The 19,280-nt window shown below is 74.1% G+C and carries 17 protein-coding genes; 7 read left to right on the forward strand and 10 right to left on the reverse strand.

The genetic code is table 11. The features are described from left to right. Positions 1-124 precede the first annotated feature (124 nt). The gene (locus J1M41_RS07030) at positions 125-934 is read right to left on the reverse strand and encodes a CoA pyrophosphatase (protein ID WP_206451431.1); all 810 of its coding nucleotides are present in this window, start codon (positions 932-934) and stop codon (positions 125-127) included. 36 nt (positions 935-970) lie between these two features. Between J1M41_RS07030 and J1M41_RS07035 the strand changes: the two genes are divergently transcribed. After that, positions 971-2,176: an NAD(P)-binding domain-containing protein gene (locus tag J1M41_RS07035; RefSeq protein ID WP_206451432.1), complete on the forward strand. Its 1,206-nt coding sequence runs from the start codon at positions 971-973 to the stop codon at positions 2,174-2,176. Between the two features lie 17 nt (positions 2,177-2,193). Here the strand turns inward: J1M41_RS07035 and nth are convergent, their stop codons facing one another. Then, positions 2,194-3,000 carry an endonuclease III gene (gene nth / locus J1M41_RS07040; RefSeq protein WP_206451433.1) on the reverse strand — a complete coding sequence of 269 codons (807 nt, stop codon included), beginning with the start codon at positions 2,998-3,000 and terminating at the stop codon, positions 2,194-2,196. A 233-nt stretch (positions 3,001-3,233) separates the two neighbouring features. Here nth and acs point away from each other — a divergent pair, with 233 nt between their 5' ends. Then, on the forward strand, positions 3,234-5,174 hold the full coding sequence (acs, locus tag J1M41_RS07045) for an acetate--CoA ligase (protein ID WP_206451434.1): 1,941 nt from the start codon (positions 3,234-3,236) through the stop codon (positions 5,172-5,174). Between the two features lie 75 nt (positions 5,175-5,249). Here the strand turns inward: acs and J1M41_RS07050 are convergent, their stop codons facing one another. From J1M41_RS07050 to J1M41_RS07065, 4 genes are all read right to left on the reverse strand, one after another. Then, on the reverse strand, positions 5,250-5,732 hold the full coding sequence (locus tag J1M41_RS07050; protein WP_185194449.1) for a GntR family transcriptional regulator: 483 nt from the start codon (positions 5,730-5,732) through the stop codon (positions 5,250-5,252). Next, positions 5,704-5,889, reverse strand: a complete 186-nt coding sequence (locus J1M41_RS07055; RefSeq protein ID WP_036338231.1) for a methionine/alanine import family NSS transporter small subunit — start codon at positions 5,887-5,889, stop codon at positions 5,704-5,706. The genes J1M41_RS07050 and J1M41_RS07055 overlap by 29 nt, the downstream gene beginning before the upstream one ends. A gap of 3 nt (positions 5,890-5,892) precedes the next feature. Next, a complete protein-coding gene (locus J1M41_RS07060) occupies positions 5,893-7,536 on the reverse strand; it encodes a sodium-dependent transporter (protein ID WP_095694909.1) in 1,644 nt (547 codons plus the stop codon). A gap of 119 nt (positions 7,537-7,655) precedes the next feature. Then, positions 7,656-8,780, reverse strand: coding sequence for a CvpA family protein (locus tag J1M41_RS07065; protein ID WP_206451435.1), 1,125 nt, complete (start codon positions 8,778-8,780; stop codon positions 7,656-7,658). 174 nt (positions 8,781-8,954) lie between these two features. Here J1M41_RS07065 and J1M41_RS07070 point away from each other — a divergent pair, with 174 nt between their 5' ends. Further along, positions 8,955-9,632 (forward strand): Crp/Fnr family transcriptional regulator, encoded by a 678-nt coding sequence (locus tag J1M41_RS07070; protein ID WP_002854021.1) that lies wholly within the window; start codon positions 8,955-8,957, stop codon positions 9,630-9,632. Positions 9,633-9,666: 34 nt separating this feature from the next. On the opposite strand, the gene J1M41_RS07075 is transcribed toward J1M41_RS07070, so the two are convergent. The 3 genes from J1M41_RS07075 to J1M41_RS07085 are packed head-to-tail and all read right to left on the reverse strand — an operon-like array spanning position 9,667 to position 11,223. Then, on the reverse strand, positions 9,667-10,569 hold the full coding sequence (locus tag J1M41_RS07075; RefSeq protein ID WP_185194451.1) for an NUDIX hydrolase: 903 nt from the start codon (positions 10,567-10,569) through the stop codon (positions 9,667-9,669). Further along, the gene (locus tag J1M41_RS07080) at positions 10,559-11,059 is read right to left on the reverse strand and encodes a RidA family protein (RefSeq protein ID WP_185194452.1); all 501 of its coding nucleotides are present in this window, start codon (positions 11,057-11,059) and stop codon (positions 10,559-10,561) included. The genes J1M41_RS07075 and J1M41_RS07080 overlap by 11 nt, the downstream gene beginning before the upstream one ends. Next, positions 11,056-11,223 carry a DUF4177 domain-containing protein gene (locus J1M41_RS07085; protein WP_010080276.1) on the reverse strand — a complete coding sequence of 56 codons (168 nt, stop codon included), beginning with the start codon at positions 11,221-11,223 and terminating at the stop codon, positions 11,056-11,058. Before J1M41_RS07085 ends, J1M41_RS07080 begins: the two co-directional genes overlap by 4 nt. Before the next feature lie 68 nt (positions 11,224-11,291). On the opposite strand from J1M41_RS07085, the gene J1M41_RS07090 reads away from it, so the two are divergent. The 4 genes from J1M41_RS07090 to J1M41_RS07105 are packed head-to-tail and all read left to right on the forward strand — an operon-like array spanning position 11,292 to position 18,191. After that, a complete protein-coding gene (locus J1M41_RS07090; RefSeq protein WP_020628328.1) occupies positions 11,292-13,475 on the forward strand; it encodes a transglycosylase domain-containing protein in 2,184 nt (727 codons plus the stop codon). A 5-nt stretch (positions 13,476-13,480) separates the two neighbouring features. Beyond that, positions 13,481-14,449, forward strand: a complete 969-nt coding sequence (locus tag J1M41_RS07095) for a metallophosphoesterase (protein ID WP_095353860.1) — start codon at positions 13,481-13,483, stop codon at positions 14,447-14,449. A 41-nt stretch (positions 14,450-14,490) separates the two neighbouring features. Beyond that, complete coding sequence (locus tag J1M41_RS07100; RefSeq protein WP_206451436.1) at positions 14,491-16,329, forward strand: ABC transporter ATP-binding protein; 1,839 nt, start codon at positions 14,491-14,493, stop codon at positions 16,327-16,329. Continuing rightward, positions 16,326-18,191 (forward strand): ABC transporter ATP-binding protein, encoded by a 1,866-nt coding sequence (locus J1M41_RS07105; protein WP_144786253.1) that lies wholly within the window; start codon positions 16,326-16,328, stop codon positions 18,189-18,191. Before J1M41_RS07100 ends, J1M41_RS07105 begins: the two co-directional genes overlap by 4 nt. A 76-nt stretch (positions 18,192-18,267) precedes the next feature. On the opposite strand, the gene J1M41_RS07110 is transcribed toward J1M41_RS07105, so the two are convergent. Beyond that, the coding region (locus tag J1M41_RS07110; protein WP_206451437.1) for a hypothetical protein at positions 18,268-19,280 on the reverse strand (1,013 nt) is incomplete at its 5' end.

Genomic DNA, 19,280 nt, shown 5'->3' on the forward strand with positions numbered 1-19,280 from the left:
GTCCGCGGCCGCCGGCCCGCCCAGTCCACCGCCTCGCCCCTGCGCCCGCCTGCCCCGGTCGTCCGGCTGGGGACAGCTGCGGACCCACCGCACCTGTGCAGGAGCGGACGGCGGCGCGCAGCCGTCAATCGCGCAGGATTCGGTGGGTCCGCGCCTCACGCACGCGGGAGTCGTCCCACGGCACATCCCAGCCCAGCAGCGCCAGCACACGGTCCAGCAGCGCCGCCGTGAACCCCCACACCAGGCGCTCGCCCACGAGGAAGCCCGGCGTCTCGCCGCGGCGGCCGCCGGGCCGGGCCACGCGGCACCGGTTCGCGGGGTCCACCAGGTCCGCGACCGGCATCCGGAACACGGCCGCGGCCTCGGCCTGGTCGACCACCGCCACGCGACTGGGGTCCCGCCACCACCCGAGCACCGGGTGCACCACGTGCCCGGAGACCACCACCGGCACCGCCGGCAGCACGCCCAGGACCTCCACGCCGGCCGGGTCCAGGCCGGTCTCCTCCTGCGCCTCGCGCAGGGCCGTGGCCACGACGTCGCCGTCCTCGGGGTCGACGCGACCGCCGGGGAACGCGATCTGCCCGGCGTGCTGGCGCAGGGTGGCGGCGCGCTGGGTCAGCAGCACGTCCACGTGCGGGTGCACGCGCCCGGCGTCGTGACGGGCGGGGACGTCGTCGAGGGCGCCGAACAGGATCAGCACGGCGGAGGGGCGCGGATCGCCGGACCGGGGCCAGTCGAAGCCCCACATCGGCACGGCCTCGGGCGGGATTGTGGTGAGCGAAGCCGGGTCGTGGTGACCGGGCGCGTCCGCAGGGGCCGCGCCCCACCGGGCCACGAGGTCCGCCAGCTGGTCCCTCGCACCCGTCAGCGACGCAGCGCACGTCCCGGCGGCGTCGCGGGAGGTCGGGCGGGGGCTCGCGGGGGTCTCAGGCATGGCCCCCACGCTAGCCGCCGGTCGTAGCCTCGGGGCATGACGGCTCCCCTGACCTCGCCCCCGGCGGCCACCGCGTTCCCGGATCCGGTGGACGTCGCGGTGATCGGCGCCGGCCAGGCGGGGCTGGCGGCCGGCTACTTCCTGGCGCGGGCCGCGCGGGACGTCGACCGCGGGCGCCGGCCGGGCCCGCCGCCGTCGTTCGTCCTGCTCGACGCGGCCGCCCAGCCCGGCGGCGCGTGGCCGCACCACTGGGACTCCCTGCGCCTGTTCTCCCCCGCCGAGCACTCCTCCCTGCCGGGCCGACCCATGCCGCCGTCGCCCGGCCCCGGCACCCCGGACGCCGGGCACGTCGTCGCGTACCTGGCCGACTACGAGGACCGCTACGGCCTGCCGGTGCGGCGCGGCGTGCGCGTCACGGCGGTGACGCACGACGCCGCCGCGTCCCCGCCGTTCACCCTGCGACTCGAGGACGGCTCGACCCTGAGCGCCCGCGCGGTGATCTCCGCGACCGGCTCGTTCACCCGCCCGTTCGTGCCGGCCCTCCCGGGGGCCGATCGCTTCGGCGGCACGCAGCGGCACTCCGCCGCGTACCGCTCCCCCGACGCGTTCACCGGGCGGCGCGTCCTCGTGGTGGGCGGCGGCAACTCGGGCGCTCAGATCGCGGCGGACCTGCTGCTGGCGGGTGTCGCCACCACGTGGGCCACCCGGCGTCCGCCGCGGTTCATGCCGGACGACGTGGACGGGCGGGTGCTCTTCGACCGGGCCTCGGCGCGCGTGCTGGGCCGCTCCGAGGCGCGCGTGGGCGACCTCGGGGACATCGTCATGGTGCCCTCGGTGATCCGCGCCCGCGACGAGGCCGGGCTCCACGCGGTCCCCGCGCCCACCGCGCTCACGCCGGACGGCGTCCGCTGGGACCACGACGCCGGCGCGAGCCACGGCTGGCCCGCCGCCAGCCGCGCCGCGGCCCGGGTGCGCGGCGCCGAGCACCCGGTGGACGACGTCGTCTGGTGCACGGGCTTCCGGGCGGACCTGCGCCATCTGCGGGGCCTCGAGCTGACCCGCCGCCCCTCCGGGGCGCCGGCGACGGAGCGTGCGCTGCCGACCGCCTCGGTGGACGTGCCGGGACTGCACCTGCTCGGCTACGACGACTGGTGCGGGGCCGCCTCGGCCACGCTCGCGGGAGTGGGGGTGCACGCGCGCCGGGCCGTCGACGCGATCCTCGCGGGCCTCACCGAAGGCTGAGCGGGCAGGCCGGGCGCTCAGGCCTCCAGCCCGTGGCCGAGGGCGCGCAGCTCCCGGCGCGTCCGCCCCGCGCGCAGGAGCTCGAGCAGCTCCTCCCGGCCGGGCTTGAGCTCGTAGGCGAGCAGGGCGCGCGCCCGCTCGGGGTCGGTCTCCCCCTCGCCGTAGGACGGGCACCAGCGGGCGATCGGGCACGCCCCGCACGCCGGGCGGCGCGCGTGGCACACGCGGCGGCCGTGGAAGATCAGCCGGTGGGAGAGCATCGTCCAGTCCCGGCGCGGGAACAGGGCGCCCACGGCGTGCTCGACCTTCACCGGGTCGGTCTCGTCCGTGAACCCCAGTCGCCGGGCGAGCCGGCCGACGTGCGTGTCCACGGTGATCCCGGGCAGGCCGAACGCGTTGCCGAGCACCACGAACGCGGTCTTGCGCCCCACCCCGGGCAGCGCCACGAGGTCCTCGAGACGGGCGGGGACCTCGCCGTCGTGCCGGGCCACGAGCTCCTGGGACAGCCGCAGGATCGCGGAGGCCTTGTTCCGGTAGAACCCCGTGGAGCGCACGAGCTCCTGCAGCTCGGGCTCGGTGGCCGCGGCCATCGCGTGGGCGTCCGGGAAGCGGGCGAACAGCGCCGGCGTGGCCGCGTTGACGCGCACGTCGGTGGTCTGGGCGGACAGCACCGTGGCCACGAGCAGCTCGAACGGCGTCTCGAAGTCCAGCTCGGCGACGGCGTACGGGTACGTCTCGGCCAGGATCCGGTCGATCCGCCGCGCCCGGCGCACCAGGGCCAGCCGGGTCTCCCCGGTCGGCGTGTCCGTCGGCTCCGTCTCCATCCGCGCGTCCTCCCGCCCTCGTGCGATCCGCTCAGGTCCGACCATCCTAGGGAGCGGGGCGCGTGCCGACGTCCGCATCGCGCCCGGCCGGCGCTTCCGGGCACGATGCGACACACAGGACCCGAGGATTTGTGGCGACGACGCCGCGGGCGGCATGCTGAGGCGGGAGACTAGTGTGGGACGCGTCACATCCGCGCCGCGCACCGACCGCACCACCCCGAAAGGACCCGTCGATGGACGAGCAGATCCCCACGTTCCCGCCCCCGGCCGAGTTCGCCGCCCAGGCGGTGGCCGGAGCCGACCTGTACGAGGAGGCCGCCGAGGACCGCCTGGCCTACTGGGCCCGCCGCGCCCGCGAGATCCTGCACTGGGAGCAGGACTTCACCGACGTCCTGGACTGGTCCGACGCGCCCTTCGCGAAGTGGTTCGTCGGCGGCACCACCAACGCCGCGTACAACGCCCTGGACCGCCACGTCGAGGCCGGCCACGGCGACCGCGTGGCCATCCACTTCGAGGGCGAGCCCGGCGACACCCGGACCTACACCTACGCCGACCTGGCCGCCGAGGTCCGGCGCGCCGCCAACGCGTTCGAGTCCCTCGGCGTGACCAAGGGCGACCGCGTGGCCGTCTACCTGCCGATGATCCCGGAGGCCGTCATCACGATGCTCGCGTGCGCGCGCATCGGCGCGGTCCACTCCGTGGTCTTCGGCGGCTTCTCCTCCGACGCCCTGCGCTCCCGCGTGGACGACGCCGAGGCCAAGCTCGTCGTCACGGCCGACGGCTCCTTCCGCCGCGGCAAGCCCTCCATGCTCAAGCCCGCCGTGGACCAGGCCCTCTCCGCGCCCGGCCACACCGCCGAGCACGTGCTCGTGGTCCGCCGCAACGAGGCCGAGGTCGAGATGACCGAGGGCCGCGACCTGTGGTGGCACGACGTCGTGGACGCCCAGTCCGACGAGCACGAGCTCGTGTGGCACGACGCCGAGCACCCGCTCTACATCCTGTACACCTCCGGCACCACCGGGAAGCCGAAGGGCATCCTGCACACCACCGGCGGCTACCTCGTGCAGGCCGCGGCCACCCACCACGACACCTTCGACCTGCACCCGGAGTCGGACGTCTTCTGGTGCACCGCCGACGTCGGCTGGGTCACCGGGCACTCCTACGTCGCCTACGCGCCGCTGGTCAACGGCGCCACCCAGGTGATCTACGAGGGCACCCCGGACTCCCCGCACCAGGGCCGCTGGTGGGAGATCGTGCAGAAGTACGGCGTGAGCATCCTCTACACGGCGCCGACGGCGATCCGCACGTTCATGAAGTGGGGCCGGCACATCCCGGACGAGTACGACCTCTCCAGCCTGCGCGTGCTCGGCTCCGTGGGCGAGGCCATCAACCCGGAGGCCTGGCGCTGGTACCACGAGGTCATCGGCGCCGGCCGCTGCCCCATCGTGGACACCTGGTGGCAGACCGAGACGGGCGCCCACATGCTCACCCCGCTGCCCGGCGTGACCACCCTCAAGCCCGGTTCCGCCCAGCGGCCGGTGCCCGGCGTCGTGCTGGAGGTCGTGGACGAGCTCGGCGAGCACATGACGGACACGAGCGCGGGCTTCCTCGTGGTGCGCGAGCCGTGGCCGTCCATGCTGCGCGGCATCTGGGGCGACCGGGAGCGCTTCAAGGAGACCTACTGGTCCCGCTTCCCCGGCATGTACTTCGCCGGCGACGGCGCCCGCTACGACGAGGACGGCGACATCTGGCTGCTGGGCCGCGTGGACGACGTCATGAACGTCTCCGGCCACCGCCTGTCCACCACCGAGATCGAGTCCTCCCTCGTGGCGCACCCGTCCGTGGCCGAGTCCGCGGTGGTCGGCGCGAAGGACGAGACCACGGGCGAGGCGGTCGTCGCGTTCGTCCTGCTCACCGCGGTCGCCGCCGCGGCCGACCGCGACGTCGCCGAGGTCGAGGAGGAGCTGCGGCAGCACGTGGGCAAGGACATCGGCCCCATCGCCAAGCCCAAGCGCGTGCTCGTGGTCCCCGAGCTGCCCAAGACGCGCTCCGGCAAGATCATGCGCCGCCTGCTCAAGGACGTGGCCGAGGGCCGCGACCCGGGCGACTCCACCACGCTGGCCGACCCCACGGTCATGCAGCGCATCGTGGAGACGCTCGCCCCGAAGGCCTGAGCCGGCACGACGACGCCGCCCCGGTCCGCACGCTGTGTGCGGTCCGGGGCGGCGTCGTCGGTGGGCGGGCCCGGCTCAGGTGCGGGCGGCCGCGTCCCGGCGGACCAGCTCCACGGCCTCCTCGGGCGTGTAGCCGAGGCGCTCGAGCAGGGTGTCGAGACAGCGGCGCACGGCCTGGTGCGCGGCGTCCGCGCGGGCGTCCGCCGAGGCGGCCACGAACGTGCCCGCGCGCCCCCGGGTGCGGATGGTGCCGTGCGCCTCGAGCTCCTTGTAGGCCCGGGCCACGGTGCCCGGTGCCACGCCGAGCTCGGCGGCGAGCGCGCGCACGGGCGGCAGTCGGTCCCCGCGGGCGAGGGATCCGGAGGCGACGCCGGCCAGGACCGCGTCCACGATCTGCCGGTAGGGCGGGGCCGGCAGGCTCCCGTCCACCGCCACGACCGGCAGGGAGGCGGAGACCACGCCCGCGGCCCCGTCGGCGACCGAGGCCGCGGACGGGGCCGCTGGGGACGGACCGGTGGCCCTCATCGACTCACCGGTGCCGTGCGTCGAGACGGCCATCCTCGCGCTCCCACACGGCGGGGGCCAGTTCGTCCTCGATGGCGAGATCGCCCGAGGAGTCGTCCGGGTGGCGGAGCAGGTGGACGGCGGAGACCGCGAGGCCGCCCCACACCAGGAGGATGGCCAGGGACATCATGACGATCGCTGCGGTGCTCATCGGTCAGAGCTCCTTCCGGGTGGCGGCCGCGGGCACCACCGGCAGGGCGCCGGTGGGGACGGTGCCCTCGGGCACGGCGTTGTGCGGGATGAGGTCGCCGTGGATCTCGCTGTCCAGATCCTCCGCGTAGAGGTTGGACTTGCGGGACCACGGGATCAGGGAGAGCAGGATCGCCAGGGCGACGGAGCCGAGCGCGATGCCCCAGCCGAAGACGCCGAGGAAGTCGCCCGGGTAGCCCTCATAGCCCTCCGCGATCACCTTCATGATCCAGGAGAGCCAGATGTAGGCGAGCACGATCGGCATGAGCACGCCGATCAGCAGCACGTACCCGCGGCCGACCTTGAAGGAGGAGACGGCGTTGAGGTGCGCCGTGATGCGACGGGCCGAGCCCAGCGCGCCGGTGACCAGGAGCACCGACAGGAGCGCCGCGCCCACGATGCCGAAGTTGTTGGCGAACGCGTCCATGGTGTCCAGCATCTGCAGGCCCGTGGTGGTGGAGAACAGGGCGAGGGAGACCACCCCGGACAGGCCGATCACCACGATCGTGGCCGTCCAGCGGCCCCAGCCGAGCTTGTCCTTCACGGCGGAGATGACGACCTCGAGGATCGAGATCAGCGAGGTGAAGCCGGCGACCACGAGCGAGCCGAAGAACAGCACGCCGATCAGGGCGCCGAGCGGGGCCTGCGAGATCAGGGTGGGGAAGGCGATGAACGCCAGGCCGATGCCGCTGCCGGCCACCTCGGCCACGGACACGCCGGAGGCCTGCGCCATGAAGCCCAGGGCGGAGAACACGCCGATGCCGGCCAGGATCTCGAAGCCCGAGTTGGAGAAGCCGACCACCAGGCCGGAGCCGGTGAGGTTCGTGCGGCGGTTGAGGTAGGAGGCGTAGGTGATCATGATGCCGAAGCCGACGGACAGCGAGAAGAAGATCTGACCGTAGGCGGCGATCCAGACGCCCGGGTCCGCCAGCGCGGCCCAGTTCGGCGTGAACAGCGCGTCCAGGCCCTGGGCGGCGCCCGGCAGGGTGAGGGCGATGCCGACGAGGATCAGGAACATCACGACGAGCAGCGGGATGCCGACCATCGAGGCCAGGGCCACGCCCCGGCGCACGCCGAAGCCCATGATGAGCAGCGTGATCACCCAGACGGCGAGCATGGGCCAGAAGACGCCCGAGACGAAGTCGAAGGACGGGGACGGGTCGTCGGCGACCTGCAGGTAGTCGCCCATGAGGAAGGTCTCCGGGTCGTCGCCCCACCGCTGGTCCACGGAGAACCAGGTGTACATGATCGCCCAGCCGATGATCGCGGCGTAGTAGATCGCGATGACGACGCAGATGAGCACCTGCCACCAGCCGACGGTCTCGGTCCACCGGGACAGGCGCCGGAACGCCAGCGGCGCGGAGCCGCGGAAGCGGTGGCCGATCGCGTAGTCGAAGAACAGCAGCGGGATGCCCGCGGTGAGCAGCGCGATCAGGTAGGGGATGACGAACGCGCCGCCGCCGTTCTCATAGGCGACGTAGGGGAAGCGCCAGATGTTGCCGAGGCCCACGGCGGAGCCGATGGCCGCCAGGATGAAGGCCCACCGGCCGGTGAACTCCTCCCGGGTGCGCTTCGGCGCCGACGCGGGCGCGGAGACGGTGCTGGACATGCAGGACCTCCGGGGGTCGGGAAAACTCGAGTGTGACGGAGAACACAATAGTCGACACGGGCCGTTGCCGGACAGTCCGGTCCGGAATGCGGGCATCAGGCGCGTGGCGCGGCGCCGGCTCAGCCGCCCGGGACGCAGTCCCCCGAAGGGACCGTGGCCGTCATCCCCGGGGCCGCGGCGACGACGGGGGCGATGGTGTCCGCCGTCAGGGCGTAGCCGACGGCGTCCGAGCCCGGGGCCCGGGCGAACACCAGACCGGCCAGGTTCCCGGCCGTGTCCACCACCGGGCCGCCCGAGTAGCCGTGGCGGATGTCCGCCGCGAGGGTGTACACGTCCACCATGCTCGCGGCCCCGGTCAGGACGTCGCCGAGCGGCACCTCGCCGACGGCCTGCACGGTCGCGGGGGTGGAGGCGAACGGGCCGCCGTCGGGATAGCCCAGGACGGAGGCCGACGCGCCGCCCGTCAGCTCGGCGCCGACCGGCATGACGGGCAGGTTCGCGTCGTCGACCGCCAGGACGGCGAGGTCGTGCGCCGTGTCCAGGTGGACGATCCGCGCCGCGTGCACGCCGCGGGCGCGGTCCGTCACGGTGGGGGCGTCCACGCCGAGGACCACGTGCGCGTTCGTGAGCACGCGGTCCGGGGCCACGGCCACGCCCGAGCCGCTCTGCACCTGGTTGCACTGCGCGGCCGTCGTCCGGCTGACCGGGACGGGGGCGGGCAGCTCGAGCTCCGGCAGCACGTCCAGGTCGGCGACGGCGGAGCGCGAGCGGGCGGCCCAGGCCAGGAGCGAGTCGGGCATCACGGTGTCCAGCGCCGTGATCACCTGCGAGCGGTTCACCTCACGGGTGACCGCGGTGGAGCCGGAGGCCGCGATGGAGAACGCCACGAGCCAGAGGACGAGGGCGCCCGCGAGACCGGCGGCGAGCGCGCCGAGCAGGCGGTCGACGAGTCGCAGGGCCGGCAGGTTCACGCGCAGCCGGATCGCCTCGCCGATGGCGGCGCCCACGTACTGGCCCGCCGCCACGAGCAGGACGAGGGTGGCGATCAGCGCGGCCCACCGCCACTGCGGCGCGGTGACGAACTCCGCCACCTCCGGCAGGGCGTAGAACGCGATCGCGGCACCGCCGACCAGGCCGACGAGGTTGCCCAGCACCACCCACAGGCCGCGACGGTGGCCCTGGACCAGGAGCATCGCCAGCGCGACGATGAGCAGGACGTCCAGCCACGTCAGACCCAGCGGCATGGGCGACCTCCTTCGGATGCGACGGCACCGGCCACGCACGGGGACCGCCCGCGCGCCCGGTGGAGGATCCAGGGTATCGGCCCGCACGGGGGTATGGGGCACAATGGACGCCAGTGAACCGGGCGGCTCCTCCGCCGCGGTGTGAGGAACTGCCCACAGAGAGGACACGCACACATGGATCTCGAGGTTCTGCGGAAGGCTCCGCTGTTCACCAACCTGGACGACGAGGTGTTCGCCATCCTCACCTCGGAGCTGACCGAGGTGGAGCTCTCCCGCGGCGCGTCCGCGTTCCACGAGGGCGACCAGGGCGATCAGCTGTACGTGATCATGTCCGGCAAGATCAAGCTCGGCCGCACCGCCTCGGACGGCCGCGAGAACCTCGTGGCCGTGCTCGGCCCCGGTGAGATCTTCGGCGAGATGGCGCTGTTCAACCCCGCCCCGCGCAACGCCACCGCCACCGCGGTCTCCGCCACGCGCCTGGCCGGTCTGCGCCACGAGAACCTGCGCCGCGCCATCGCCTCCTCGCCGGACGTGTCGGTCCAGCTGCTCCAGGCCCTGGCCCAGCGCCTGTCCAAGACCAACGAGTCCCTGGCGGACCTGGTGTTCTCGGACGTGCCGGGCCGCGTGGCCAAGGCGCTCCTGGACCTCGCGGACCGCTTCGGCCGCCCGGCCGCGGACGGCCTGCTGGTGGCGCACGACCTCACGCAGGAGGAGCTCGCCCAGCTGGTGGGCGCGTCCCGCGAGACCGTGAACAAGGCCCTGGCCGAGTTCGTCCAGCGCGGCTGGATCCGCCTGGAGAACCGCGCCGTGGTCATCCTGGACCTGCAGCGTCTGCGCCAGCGTTCGCGCTGACGCCCCCCCGCCGCTGTGGAGCGGGCCACCCCGGTCAGTCCCGGGTGGCCCGCTCCACGCGCATCCGGGGTGTGCCGCCGTCGCCGGCCTCGGTGACCAGGTGGTATTCCGGCACGGGGCCGCGCCGGGCACAGGGCGTGACGGAGAGCAGGAAGGCGGCGGCCGTCCGGTGCGCCGCGACCCGACGCACGATGACCTGCGTCAGCGGGGTCGCCACCTGGTCGAAGGGTGCCGTGCCCTCCGCCCCGGCGGGTCCGGGCAGCCGCAGCGGGCCGGCGAGCGCGCGACGCGCGGGCACCCACGCCCGGAGTTCGGGACCGGGTTCCTCGGATGCCGGCGCGGACTGCAGCGGTGGGGTCATCGTGGCGAACACGGCCGTGTCGAAACGTCGGTGGACGTGGGGCGCGGAATGCCAGCGCATGACGGGGCGCAGCAGGTCGGCGCGCACCCCGAGGCCACGCGCGGCCAGCAGATGGGGCAGGCTCTCCGAGCCCTCCTCGAGGGAGCTGCGGCCCCCGCCCCAGGTCTCGATGCGCGCCGTGGACACGACGTCCGTGTCGGAGCGACCGGCGAGGAGCACTCCGGCCTCGTCGTGGAGCTCACGGACGGCGGCCACCACGTGCTGCCGCGCACGCCGCCGGTCCGTGGTCCCGAACGTGCGGGCCCACTGGGAGGGCTCGGGCCCGTACCACGGGCACGAGTCGGCGTCGGACTCGATGAGCGCGCCGCCGGGCAGACCCACGCGGCCGAGCGGGGTGCGTCCCGCACGGTGACGGAGGAAGACCTCCGGGCCGTCGTCGCCGTCCCGCACGAGCACGACGGACGACCCGGGCCGGGCGGGGCGGACCTGGCGGAAGCGCCGGTCCAGCCACTGGCGGGTGAGGTCCTCCTCCTGCCCCGGGACCGGCAGCAGCAGGCCGGCCGGGTCAGCGGACACGGACGGTGATCTCCACCTCGACGGGAGCGTCCATGGGCAGCACGGCCACGCCGACGGCGGAGCGCGCGTGGCGGCCGGCCTCGCCGAAGATCTCGGCCAGCACGTCCGAGGCGCCGTTCACCACGCCGGGCTGACCGGTGAACGCGGAGTCGGAGGCCACGAAGCCGACGACCTTGACGACCTGGGCGACCCGGTCCAGGTCGCCCACCAGCTCGTGCACCGCGGCCACCGCGTTCACGGCGCACACCCGCGCGAGCTCCTGGGCGCGTTCGGGGGTGACCTCCGCGCCCACCTTGCCGGTGGCGGGCAGGGCGCCGGCCACGAAGGGGAGCTGGCCGGAGGTCAGCACGAGGTCGCCGTCCCGCAGGGCCGGGACGTAGGAGCCGACCGGTGCCGCGACGGCGGGTCGGTCGATGCCGAGCTCCGCGAGGCGGGCCGCGACGGCGCCGTCGCCCCAGGTGGGGGCCGAGGACTGCTCCGTCACGTTCACGCCGCCTTCGGACGCTTGAGGTAGGCCACGGGGTTGTTCCCCTCGGGACCCGGGATCACCGTGACGAGCTCCCAGCCGTCCTCGCCCCACTGGTCGAGGATCTGCTTGGTCGCGTGGATGAGGAGGGGGATCGTGGCGTACTCCCACTGCGTCTGCTGAGTCATGGGACCCACCCTAGCCACCGGTGCGGACCCCGGAAGAGGTCCCAGGCGCCCGCGCTACACTCGCGCCCATGGCCTCCCGCACGACCCGCTTCCCCGCGCCCTCGAGCGCCCTCGGCCGCCTCCTCGCCTTCGTGGGCCTCTCGGCGGTGGCCGGCCTGCTCGTGGCGGCCCTCCTGCTGCCCGTCGCGGGCCTGGCCGGTGTCGCCGCCGCGTCGGGCCGGGAGATGCTGGACGAGCTGCCGGACGAGCTGCCCACGGAGCCGGTCTCCGTGCCGTCGCGCATCCTCTCGGAGGACGGTGAGGAGATCGCCGTCTTCTACGAGGAGAACCGCACCCCGGTCCCGCTGGACGAGATCTCGGAGCACATGCAGCACGCGATCGTGGCCATCGAGGACGAGCGCTTCTACGATCACGACGGCGTGGACGCGCGCGGCCTCATCCGCGCGACCGTGAACAACGCCACCTCCGACTCCACGCAGGGCGCCTCCACCCTCACCCAGCAGTTCGTGAACAACATGCTGGTGAACGTGCAGCAGATCCGCGGCGACTCCCGCCTCACCCTCTCCGGCTCCAAGAACATCGCGGACAAGGTCAAGGAGATCAAGCTCGCGGTCGCCGTCGAGAAGCAGATGTCGAAGGACGAGATCCTCGAGGGCTACCTCAACATCGTGCTGTTCTCCGGCCGCGCCTACGGGGTCGAGGCCGCCTCGCAGTACGTGTTCGGCAAGTCCGCCGCCGACCTGGAGAGCTGGGAGGCCGCCACGCTGGCCGGCATGGTCCAGTCCCCCACCCGGTTCAACCCGGCCCGCAATCCGGAGGAGGCCACGGAGCGGCGCAACCTCGTGCTGAACGCGATGAAGGACAACGGCTACCTCTCCCAGGAGGAGTACGACCACGCCGTCGCCCAGCCGATGGAGGTGGTGATGGAGTCCCGCCCCTCGGGCTGCCTCTACGCCAAGTTCGGCGCCTACTTCTGCGACTACGTGGAGCGGCAGATCCTTGCCGACCCCACGTTCGGCCCGGACGTCCAGTCCCGCCAGGCCCTGCTGGACCGCGGCGGACTCACCATCCGCACGACGATCGACTCGACGCTCCAGAAGGAGACCGAGAAGAACCTGCGCGCCTCCGTGCCCAACAACGAGTCGCTGGGCGCCGGCCACGCGCTCACCTCGGTGGAGGCCGGCACCGGCAACATCCGCACCATGGCCCAGAACACCGAGTACGCCATCCAGGACGAACTCGGCCACACCTCGCTGAACTTCAACGTGGACAAGCAGTGGGGCGGCGGCCAGGGCTTCCAGGCCGGCTCCACGCTCAAGCCCTTCGTGGCCCTGACGTGGCTGCGCAACGGCAACCGCCTGGTCGACTCCGTGGACGCCTCCCGGAACGTCTACCCCACGGGCACGCGCTTCGCGGCCTCGTGCCGCCCGGGCGGCTACACCACGATCGGCGGCACCTGGCAGTTCAAGAACGTGATCCCCGACATGCTGCGGCAGGTGCGCGTGGACGAGGGCCTCTTCTGGTCCGTGAACACCCCGACCGTCGCCACCGCGTACCAGCTGGACCTGTGCGACATCACGAGCCTCACCACCCAGCTGGGCATCACCCGCGCCCTGGACAGCTCCCCGCTGCAGCCGGACGACCCGTCCTTCCTGCTCGGCAAGGACTCGGTGGCACCGCTCTCCCTGGCCGGCGCGTACGCCGCCATCGCCGCGAACGGCCTGTACTGCGAGCCGCGCGCCATCCTGGAGGTCACGGACACCGCCGGCAACCAGTACGACGTCGCCGACCCGCAGTGCGACCAGGTCATCGACCCGGACCACGTCCGGGAGCTGATGCCGGTCCTGCGCCACATCGGCGGCTTCAACATCGCCGAGGAGGGCGCCGGCTACGAGTTCGGCGGCAAGACGGGCACGAACGACAACGTGTCCTCCACGTGGTTCGTCGGATTCACCAGCAAGCTGGCCACCGCCGTGTGGACCGGCCGCTACAACAACCTGAAGTCCATGACGGGCGAGACCGTCAATGGCGAGGTCCGCAACCCGTTCTACTCGACCTCCATCAACGGCCCGTCCTGGCTCGAGTACAACCAGTTGGCCAAGGAGAAGTTCCCGCCGGGTGAACTGCCCGAGTGGGACGGCCCGCAGTCGGAGGACCCGGGCGAGGCCGGCGAGCACCCGGACGGACGCCAGTTCACCATCGACGACCTGGACCGGGGCGGGCCGCAGCCCCAGGCGGTCCCGGGCTTCTGACCGCGATGCGCCCCGCCGCCTCCCCCGCCCGGCGCATGTTCTGCGCCGCAGCGCCTGCCGCCGCCGGGCTGGCCGCGACGGCGGGCCTCGGCCTGGCCTGGGGCCTCGCCGAGGCCGAGGCCCGGACGGTGCGCACGCACCGACTGGCCGTGCTGCCGGCCGGGTCGGCGCCGCTGCGGGTGCTGCACCTCTCGGACATCCACCTGCTGCCCCGGCACCGGGCCAAGCGGGCGTGGCTGCGCGGATTGGATGCACTCGAGCCGGACCTCGTGGTCAACACGGGTGACAACGTGTCCGCCGCGGCGTCGGTGCCGCTCGTGCTCGACGCGCTCGGGCCGCTGCTGGCGCGGCCCGGCGTGTTCGTGCCCGGCTCCAACGACTACTACGCGCCCAAGGCGGCCAACCCCCTCCGGTACTTCGCGGGCCCCTCGCGCATGGACGCGGACCGGCCCCGGCTTCCCTCCGACGTCCTGTTCGGCGCGTTCCGCGCCGCCGGCTGGGCCGACCTGACGAACCGGGGCGCCGCTCTGGCCGTGCCGACCCGCGCCGGGACCACGCTCGAGGTCCTCGCCGCCGGCACCGACGACCCGCACCTCGGTCTGGACGCCTGGGCCGGCTTCCCCGGCTCCGCGCCCGACGACGGCGCCGGGCGGCCCGGCGACGACGGGCGGTTCCGGCTGGGCGTCACCCACGCCCCGTACCGCCGCGTGCTGGACGCCATGACCGCCGACGGCGCCGACCTGCTGCTCGCCGGCCACACCCACGGCGGGCAGGTGTGCGTGCCGTTCCTCGGCGCGCTCGTCACCAACTGCGACCTGCCCCGCCGACAGGCCTCCGGGGTCTCGACGTGGACGGCCGCGGGGCGGACCGTCCCCCTCGAGGTGTCGGCCGGCCTGGGGACCGCGCCGTCCGCGCCCGTGCGGTTCGCGTGCCGGCCCGAGGCCGTGGTGCTGGACCTGGTCCCGCGGGGCTGAGCCGCCTGTCCCGTCCGCGGCCGCGGGTACAGTGGAGCCCCGTGACCCGCGCCACCTCTCCCGCCGCCTCGTCCCTGCGTGACGCCCTGGGCGGGATCGCACCGTACCTCGAGGGCGTGCGGGCGCGCTGGGTGCTCGGGCTCGCCTCGGCCACGGCGGCGGGCCTCGTGGCCCTGGCCATCCCGCAGGTCATCCACCTGCTCGTGGACACCGTGTTCACGCAGACTGTGCTCGCCGGGCCCTCCTCCCCCGACTCCCGCGCGGACGTGTGGCGGGCCGCCGGCCTACTCACCGTGCTCGGCCTCGCCGAGGCCGCGTTCATCGGCCTGCGCCGGTACTTCATCCTCCCGCCGGCCGCCGGGGTGGAGAACCGGGCGCGCATCGCCCTGTTCGAACGGCTCCAGCGCCTGCCGGTGGCGTTCCACGACGCGTGGCCCTCGGGGCAGCTGCTCTCCCGGGCCCAGGGCGACCTCTCGCTGCTGCGGCGGTGGATCGCGTTCGGCTCGGTCATGCTCGTGGTGGACGTGGTGACCATCGCCGTCGGCCTCGTCCTGCTGTTCCTGCTGTCCTGGCAGCTGGCCCTGCTCTACCTCGCCGCGGCCGTGCCGATCATGTGGGCGTCGTTCGGGTTCCGCAACGACTTCCGCGCCGCGTCCCGGCTCTCCCAGGACCAGGCCGGGGACCTCGCCACGTCCGTCGAGGAGTCGGTGCACGGCATCCGCGTCCTCAAGGCGTTCGGCCGCGGCGCGCACGCCCTCGACGGCTTCCGCGGGCGCGCCCGCACGCTGCAGGGCACCGAGGTGCACAAGGCCTCGGTGCTGGCCCGGTTCATCGCGCTCATCGTGGCCCTGCCGGAGACGGTGCTGGGCCTGGGCCTCGCCCTGGGCCTGTGGCTCGTGGCGACCGGGGAGCTGACGGTGGGCGCGCTCGCCGCCTACTTCGCCACCGCGGCCGTGCTGGCCGGGCCGGTCGAGTCGGTGGGCCAGCTGATGGGCATGACGCTCTCGGCCCGCACGGCGATCGACCGCCACGTGGACGTCCTCGCCACGCCCGTGGACATCGCCTCGCCCACCGGGGAGGCCGCCGTCGTGCCCCCGGCCACCGGCGCGCTCGCGTTCCGCGGGGTGCGCTTCCGCTGGCCGGACGCGGACCCGGGGCGCGGGGAGCGCGACCTGCTCGACGGCGTCGACCTCGAGCTGGTGCCCGGCGAGACGATGGCCCTGGTCGGCGCGACCGGCGCCGGCAAGTCGACGCTGCTGCAGCTGGTCCCCCGGCTGCTCGACGTCACGGCGGGCTCCGTCTGCGTGGACGGGGTGGACGTGCGCCGGATGCCGCTCGAGGAGCTGCGCCGGCGGGTGTCCGTGGCATTCGAGGACGCCACGCTGTTCTCCACGACCATCCGGCAGAACGTGCTGCTCGGCGCCCCGGCGGACGTGCTCGCGGACGGCCTCCACTCCCCCGCGGCGGACGCCCTGCTCGACCTCGCGCTCGAGACCGCGCAGGCGGGCTTCGTGGCGGACCTGGCGGACGGCGTCGAGACCGAGATCGGCGAGGAGGGCCTCAGCCTCTCCGGCGGACAGCGCCAGCGGATCGCCCTCGCCCGCGCGATCGCGGCACGCCCGGACGTGCTCGTGCTGGACGACCCCCTCTCCGCCCTCGACGTGCGCACCGAGGAGGCCGTGACCGCGCGCCTGCGCGAGGTCCTCGACGGGACGACCACCCTGATCGTGGCGCACCGTCCCTCCACCGTGGCCCTCGCGGACCGGGTCGCGGTGCTGGCGGACGGGCGGATCGAGGACGTGGGGACGCACCCCGAACTGCTGGCCCGCAGCGCCGTGTACCGGCACATCATCTCGAGCCGACCGGAGGAGCAGGCATGAGCGCCGCCGACGTGAGCCGCGTGCGCGGCGTGGGGGCCGAAGAGGACCTCGACTACACCCGCGCGGAGCGCCGCCACATCCGGCGCCGGTCCTTCCGGCTGCTCGGCGAGCTCGCGCGGCCGGTCCGGGGGACGCTGCTGATCACCGTGGTCTTCGTACTCGTGTCCAACGCGGCGCGGGCGGCCGGGCCGCTGATCATCGCCTGGGCGATCGACGCGGAGCTGCCGCGCGTCGTCGAGGCCGTGCGGGCCGGCGAGTCCGTCTGGCCCATCCTCGTCCCCGTGGGCGGGGCGTACGTGGCGGCGGCCCTCGTCTCCGGCGGCCTCCTGGGGGCGTACACGTGGCTCACCGCGCGGGCGAGCCAGGCCATGCTGCTGAGCCTGCGGCTGCGCGTGTTCCGGCACACGCAGCGGTTGAGTCTGGGGTTCCACGAGCGGTACACGTCCGGGCGCGTGATCTCGCGGCAGACCTCGGACCTGGAGGCGCTGCGGGAGCTGCTGGACCAGGGCGTGTCCTCGCTCGTGTCCGGGCTGATGTTCATGTCGTTCACCGCGGCGTCCATCCTGCTGCTGGACCCGCCGTCGTTCCTCGTGCTGCTGGGTGCGGCCGTGCCGGTGGCGATCGTGACGCGCTGGTACCAGGTGCGGTCCGAGGAGGCGTACCGGCGGTCGCGGGTGTCCTCGGCGCGGTCGATCGTGCACTTCGTGGAGACCATGACCGGCATCCGCGCGGTCCAGGCCTTCCGGCGGGAACGGGACAACGACGCGCGGTACCGCGCGTTGGCCACGGCCTACCGGGACGACATGGTGGCCACGCTCAACCTGTTCGGCATCCTGCAGCCGGTGCTCGTGGCGACGGGCAACCTGACGGTGGCGGCGCTGCTCGTGACCGGGGGCCTGCGCGTCCTCGACGGCGACCTCGAGGTGGGGGTGCTCGTGGCGCTCCTGCTGGCCGGACGGCGCGTGTTCCAGCCCATGGAGATGGTGGCGATGTTCTACTCGTCGCTGCAGTCCGCGACGGCGGCGCTCGAGAAGGTCTCCGGCCTGCTCGAGGAGGAGCCCACCGTGGTGGAGGCCGCCGAGCCCACGCCGCTGCCCGGGGCCGACGCTCCGGGGACGGGCGTGGCGTCCGGGCGGGTGGAGTTCCGGGACGCGGTGTTCAGCTACGGACCGGACCGGGTGGTGCTGCCGGAGTTCGACCTCGTGATCCCGGCCGGGCAGACCGTGGCCGTGGTGGGCCAGACGGGTGCGGGCAAGTCGACGCTGGCCAAGCTCATCGCCCGGTTCTACGACGTCTCTGCCGGCTCGCTGACGCTGGACGGGGTGGAGCTGCGCGAGCTCAGCCAGGCGGATCTGCGGCGCAACGTGGTGATGGTGACCCAGGAGGCGTTCCTGTTCTCCGGGTCGATCGCGGAGAACATCGCCCTCGGCCGGCCCGACGCCACCGAGGCCGAGATCCAGGCGGCCGCCCGGGCGGTGGGGGCGCACGACTTCATCCTGGGGCTGCCCGAGGGCTACGCGACCGACGTCGCCAAGCGCGGCGGGCGGCTGAGCGCGGGACAGCGGCAGCTCGTGTCGTTCGCGCGGGCGTTCCTCGCGGACCCCGCCGTGCTGATCCTGGACGAGGCGACGTCGTCGCTGGACCTGCCGAGCGAGCGACTCGTGCAGGCCGGGCTGGAGCGGCTGTTGGGGAACCGGACGGCACTGATCATCGCCCACCGGCTCAGCACCGTCGAGACCGCCGACCGGGTGCTCGTGATGCACGACGGCCGGATCGTCGAGGACGGCAGCCCCGCCGAGCTGGTGGCGGCCGACGGGCGGTTCGCGGCGCTGCACCGGGCCTGGGAGGACTCGCTCGCCTGACGGGTGGCGCGCCCGACGCGCTTTCGAACGTAAGAGAGGGCCTATCCCACGTTCGAAAGTGCCCATTCGCCCGATTTCACGTTCGAAAGTTCTGCGGGGCGGGGCCGGAGGTGGAGGCCGCCCGCACGGCCCGGTCGTGGCGGACGACGGCGGCCACCACGGTCCGGAAGTCCTCGGCCAGGTCGGCGCCCATCACCGTGATGGACAGGTGGCCGGCCTCCTGCCAGAGACGGTCCCGCCGTGCGTCGCGTCGCTGCTGCTCCGGCGTGCGATGGTGGCCGCCGTCGTAGTGGAGGGCCACGCGGGACCGTTCAACCACCATGTCCGCGTCGGTCCGCTCCCCCGCCGGTGAGACCAGCTGCGCCTGCAGGCGCGGCTCGGGGAGGCCGGCGTCGAGGAGCGCCAGCCGCAGTCGCGTCTCCGGAGGCGAGTCCGCCCCCACCCGGATCAGCGCCAGCGCGGCCCGAGCCACCCGCACGCCCTTGAACCGGCCCGCCCGCTCCAGCGCCGCGGAGAGCCGCGACGCCGTCGTGCGCGGCGGGAGTCGGGACCCGTCCACCCACGGACGGTTCACGAGCGCGTCCCCCGCGACGACGGCGTCCGCCACCTGATCCGGCCGCAGCAGGGAGCAGAGGTCCACCCACGTCCGCTCGAGCGAGGTGACCGGGACCCCGTGCACCTCCACGCGGTCCTCGGCCGGCACCGTGCGTCCGTGGCAGGCGACGCCCGCGCGCCCCGTCCGACCCGTGCGGTGCGGCCGGCTCACGTGCACCCGTGTGTCCTCCTCGGCCCACCACGGCAGGACGAGCCCGTGCAGCCGCGCCGCCGTCAGATGCGAGGCGACCCCACGGGTCAGAGCCACCACGACAGCGGCCTCCTCCGGCGGCAGGGCCGCCACGGGGCGGGGGTATCCGAGCGCGGCCCACGACCCCGGCACGTCGACGACCGCGCGGTGTGCCCCGTGGGTGACCTGGCGCAGGTCGAGGCTGCGCAGCCGGTCGGAGGAGAGGGAGAGGCGGTCCAGGGCTTCGCGCCGGGTGAAGACGCGGCCGGCGAGGGCTGGCGGAAGGGGTGCGGGGCGGCGTGGCA

This window comes from Micrococcus sp. KRD096 (genome assembly GCF_017168495.1).
Lineage (GTDB): Bacteria > Actinomycetota > Actinomycetes > Actinomycetales > Micrococcaceae > Micrococcus > Micrococcus luteus.

Coding starts and splice junctions, on each gene's coding strand:
- J1M41_RS07030 (WP_206451431.1), bottom strand. CDS start 934: ATGCCTGAGACCCCCGCGAGCCCCCGCCCGACCTCCCGCGACGCCGCC.
- J1M41_RS07035 (WP_206451432.1), top strand. CDS start 971: ATGACGGCTCCCCTGACCTCGCCCCCGGCGGCCACCGCGTTCCCGGAT.
- nth (WP_206451433.1), bottom strand. CDS start 3,000: ATGGAGACGGAGCCGACGGACACGCCGACCGGGGAGACCCGGCTGGCC.
- acs (WP_206451434.1), top strand. CDS start 3,234: ATGGACGAGCAGATCCCCACGTTCCCGCCCCCGGCCGAGTTCGCCGCC.
- J1M41_RS07050 (WP_185194449.1), bottom strand. CDS start 5,732: ATGGCCGTCTCGACGCACGGCACCGGTGAGTCGATGAGGGCCACCGGT.
- J1M41_RS07055 (WP_036338231.1), bottom strand. CDS start 5,889: ATGAGCACCGCAGCGATCGTCATGATGTCCCTGGCCATCCTCCTGGTG.
- J1M41_RS07060 (WP_095694909.1), bottom strand. CDS start 7,536: ATGTCCAGCACCGTCTCCGCGCCCGCGTCGGCGCCGAAGCGCACCCGG.
- J1M41_RS07065 (WP_206451435.1), bottom strand. CDS start 8,780: ATGCCGCTGGGTCTGACGTGGCTGGACGTCCTGCTCATCGTCGCGCTG.
- J1M41_RS07070 (WP_002854021.1), top strand. CDS start 8,955: ATGGATCTCGAGGTTCTGCGGAAGGCTCCGCTGTTCACCAACCTGGAC.
- J1M41_RS07085 (WP_010080276.1), bottom strand. CDS start 11,223: ATGACTCAGCAGACGCAGTGGGAGTACGCCACGATCCCCCTCCTCATC.
- J1M41_RS07090 (WP_020628328.1), top strand. CDS start 11,292: ATGGCCTCCCGCACGACCCGCTTCCCCGCGCCCTCGAGCGCCCTCGGC.
- J1M41_RS07095 (WP_095353860.1), top strand. CDS start 13,481: ATGCGCCCCGCCGCCTCCCCCGCCCGGCGCATGTTCTGCGCCGCAGCG.
- J1M41_RS07105 (WP_144786253.1), top strand. CDS start 16,326: ATGAGCGCCGCCGACGTGAGCCGCGTGCGCGGCGTGGGGGCCGAAGAG.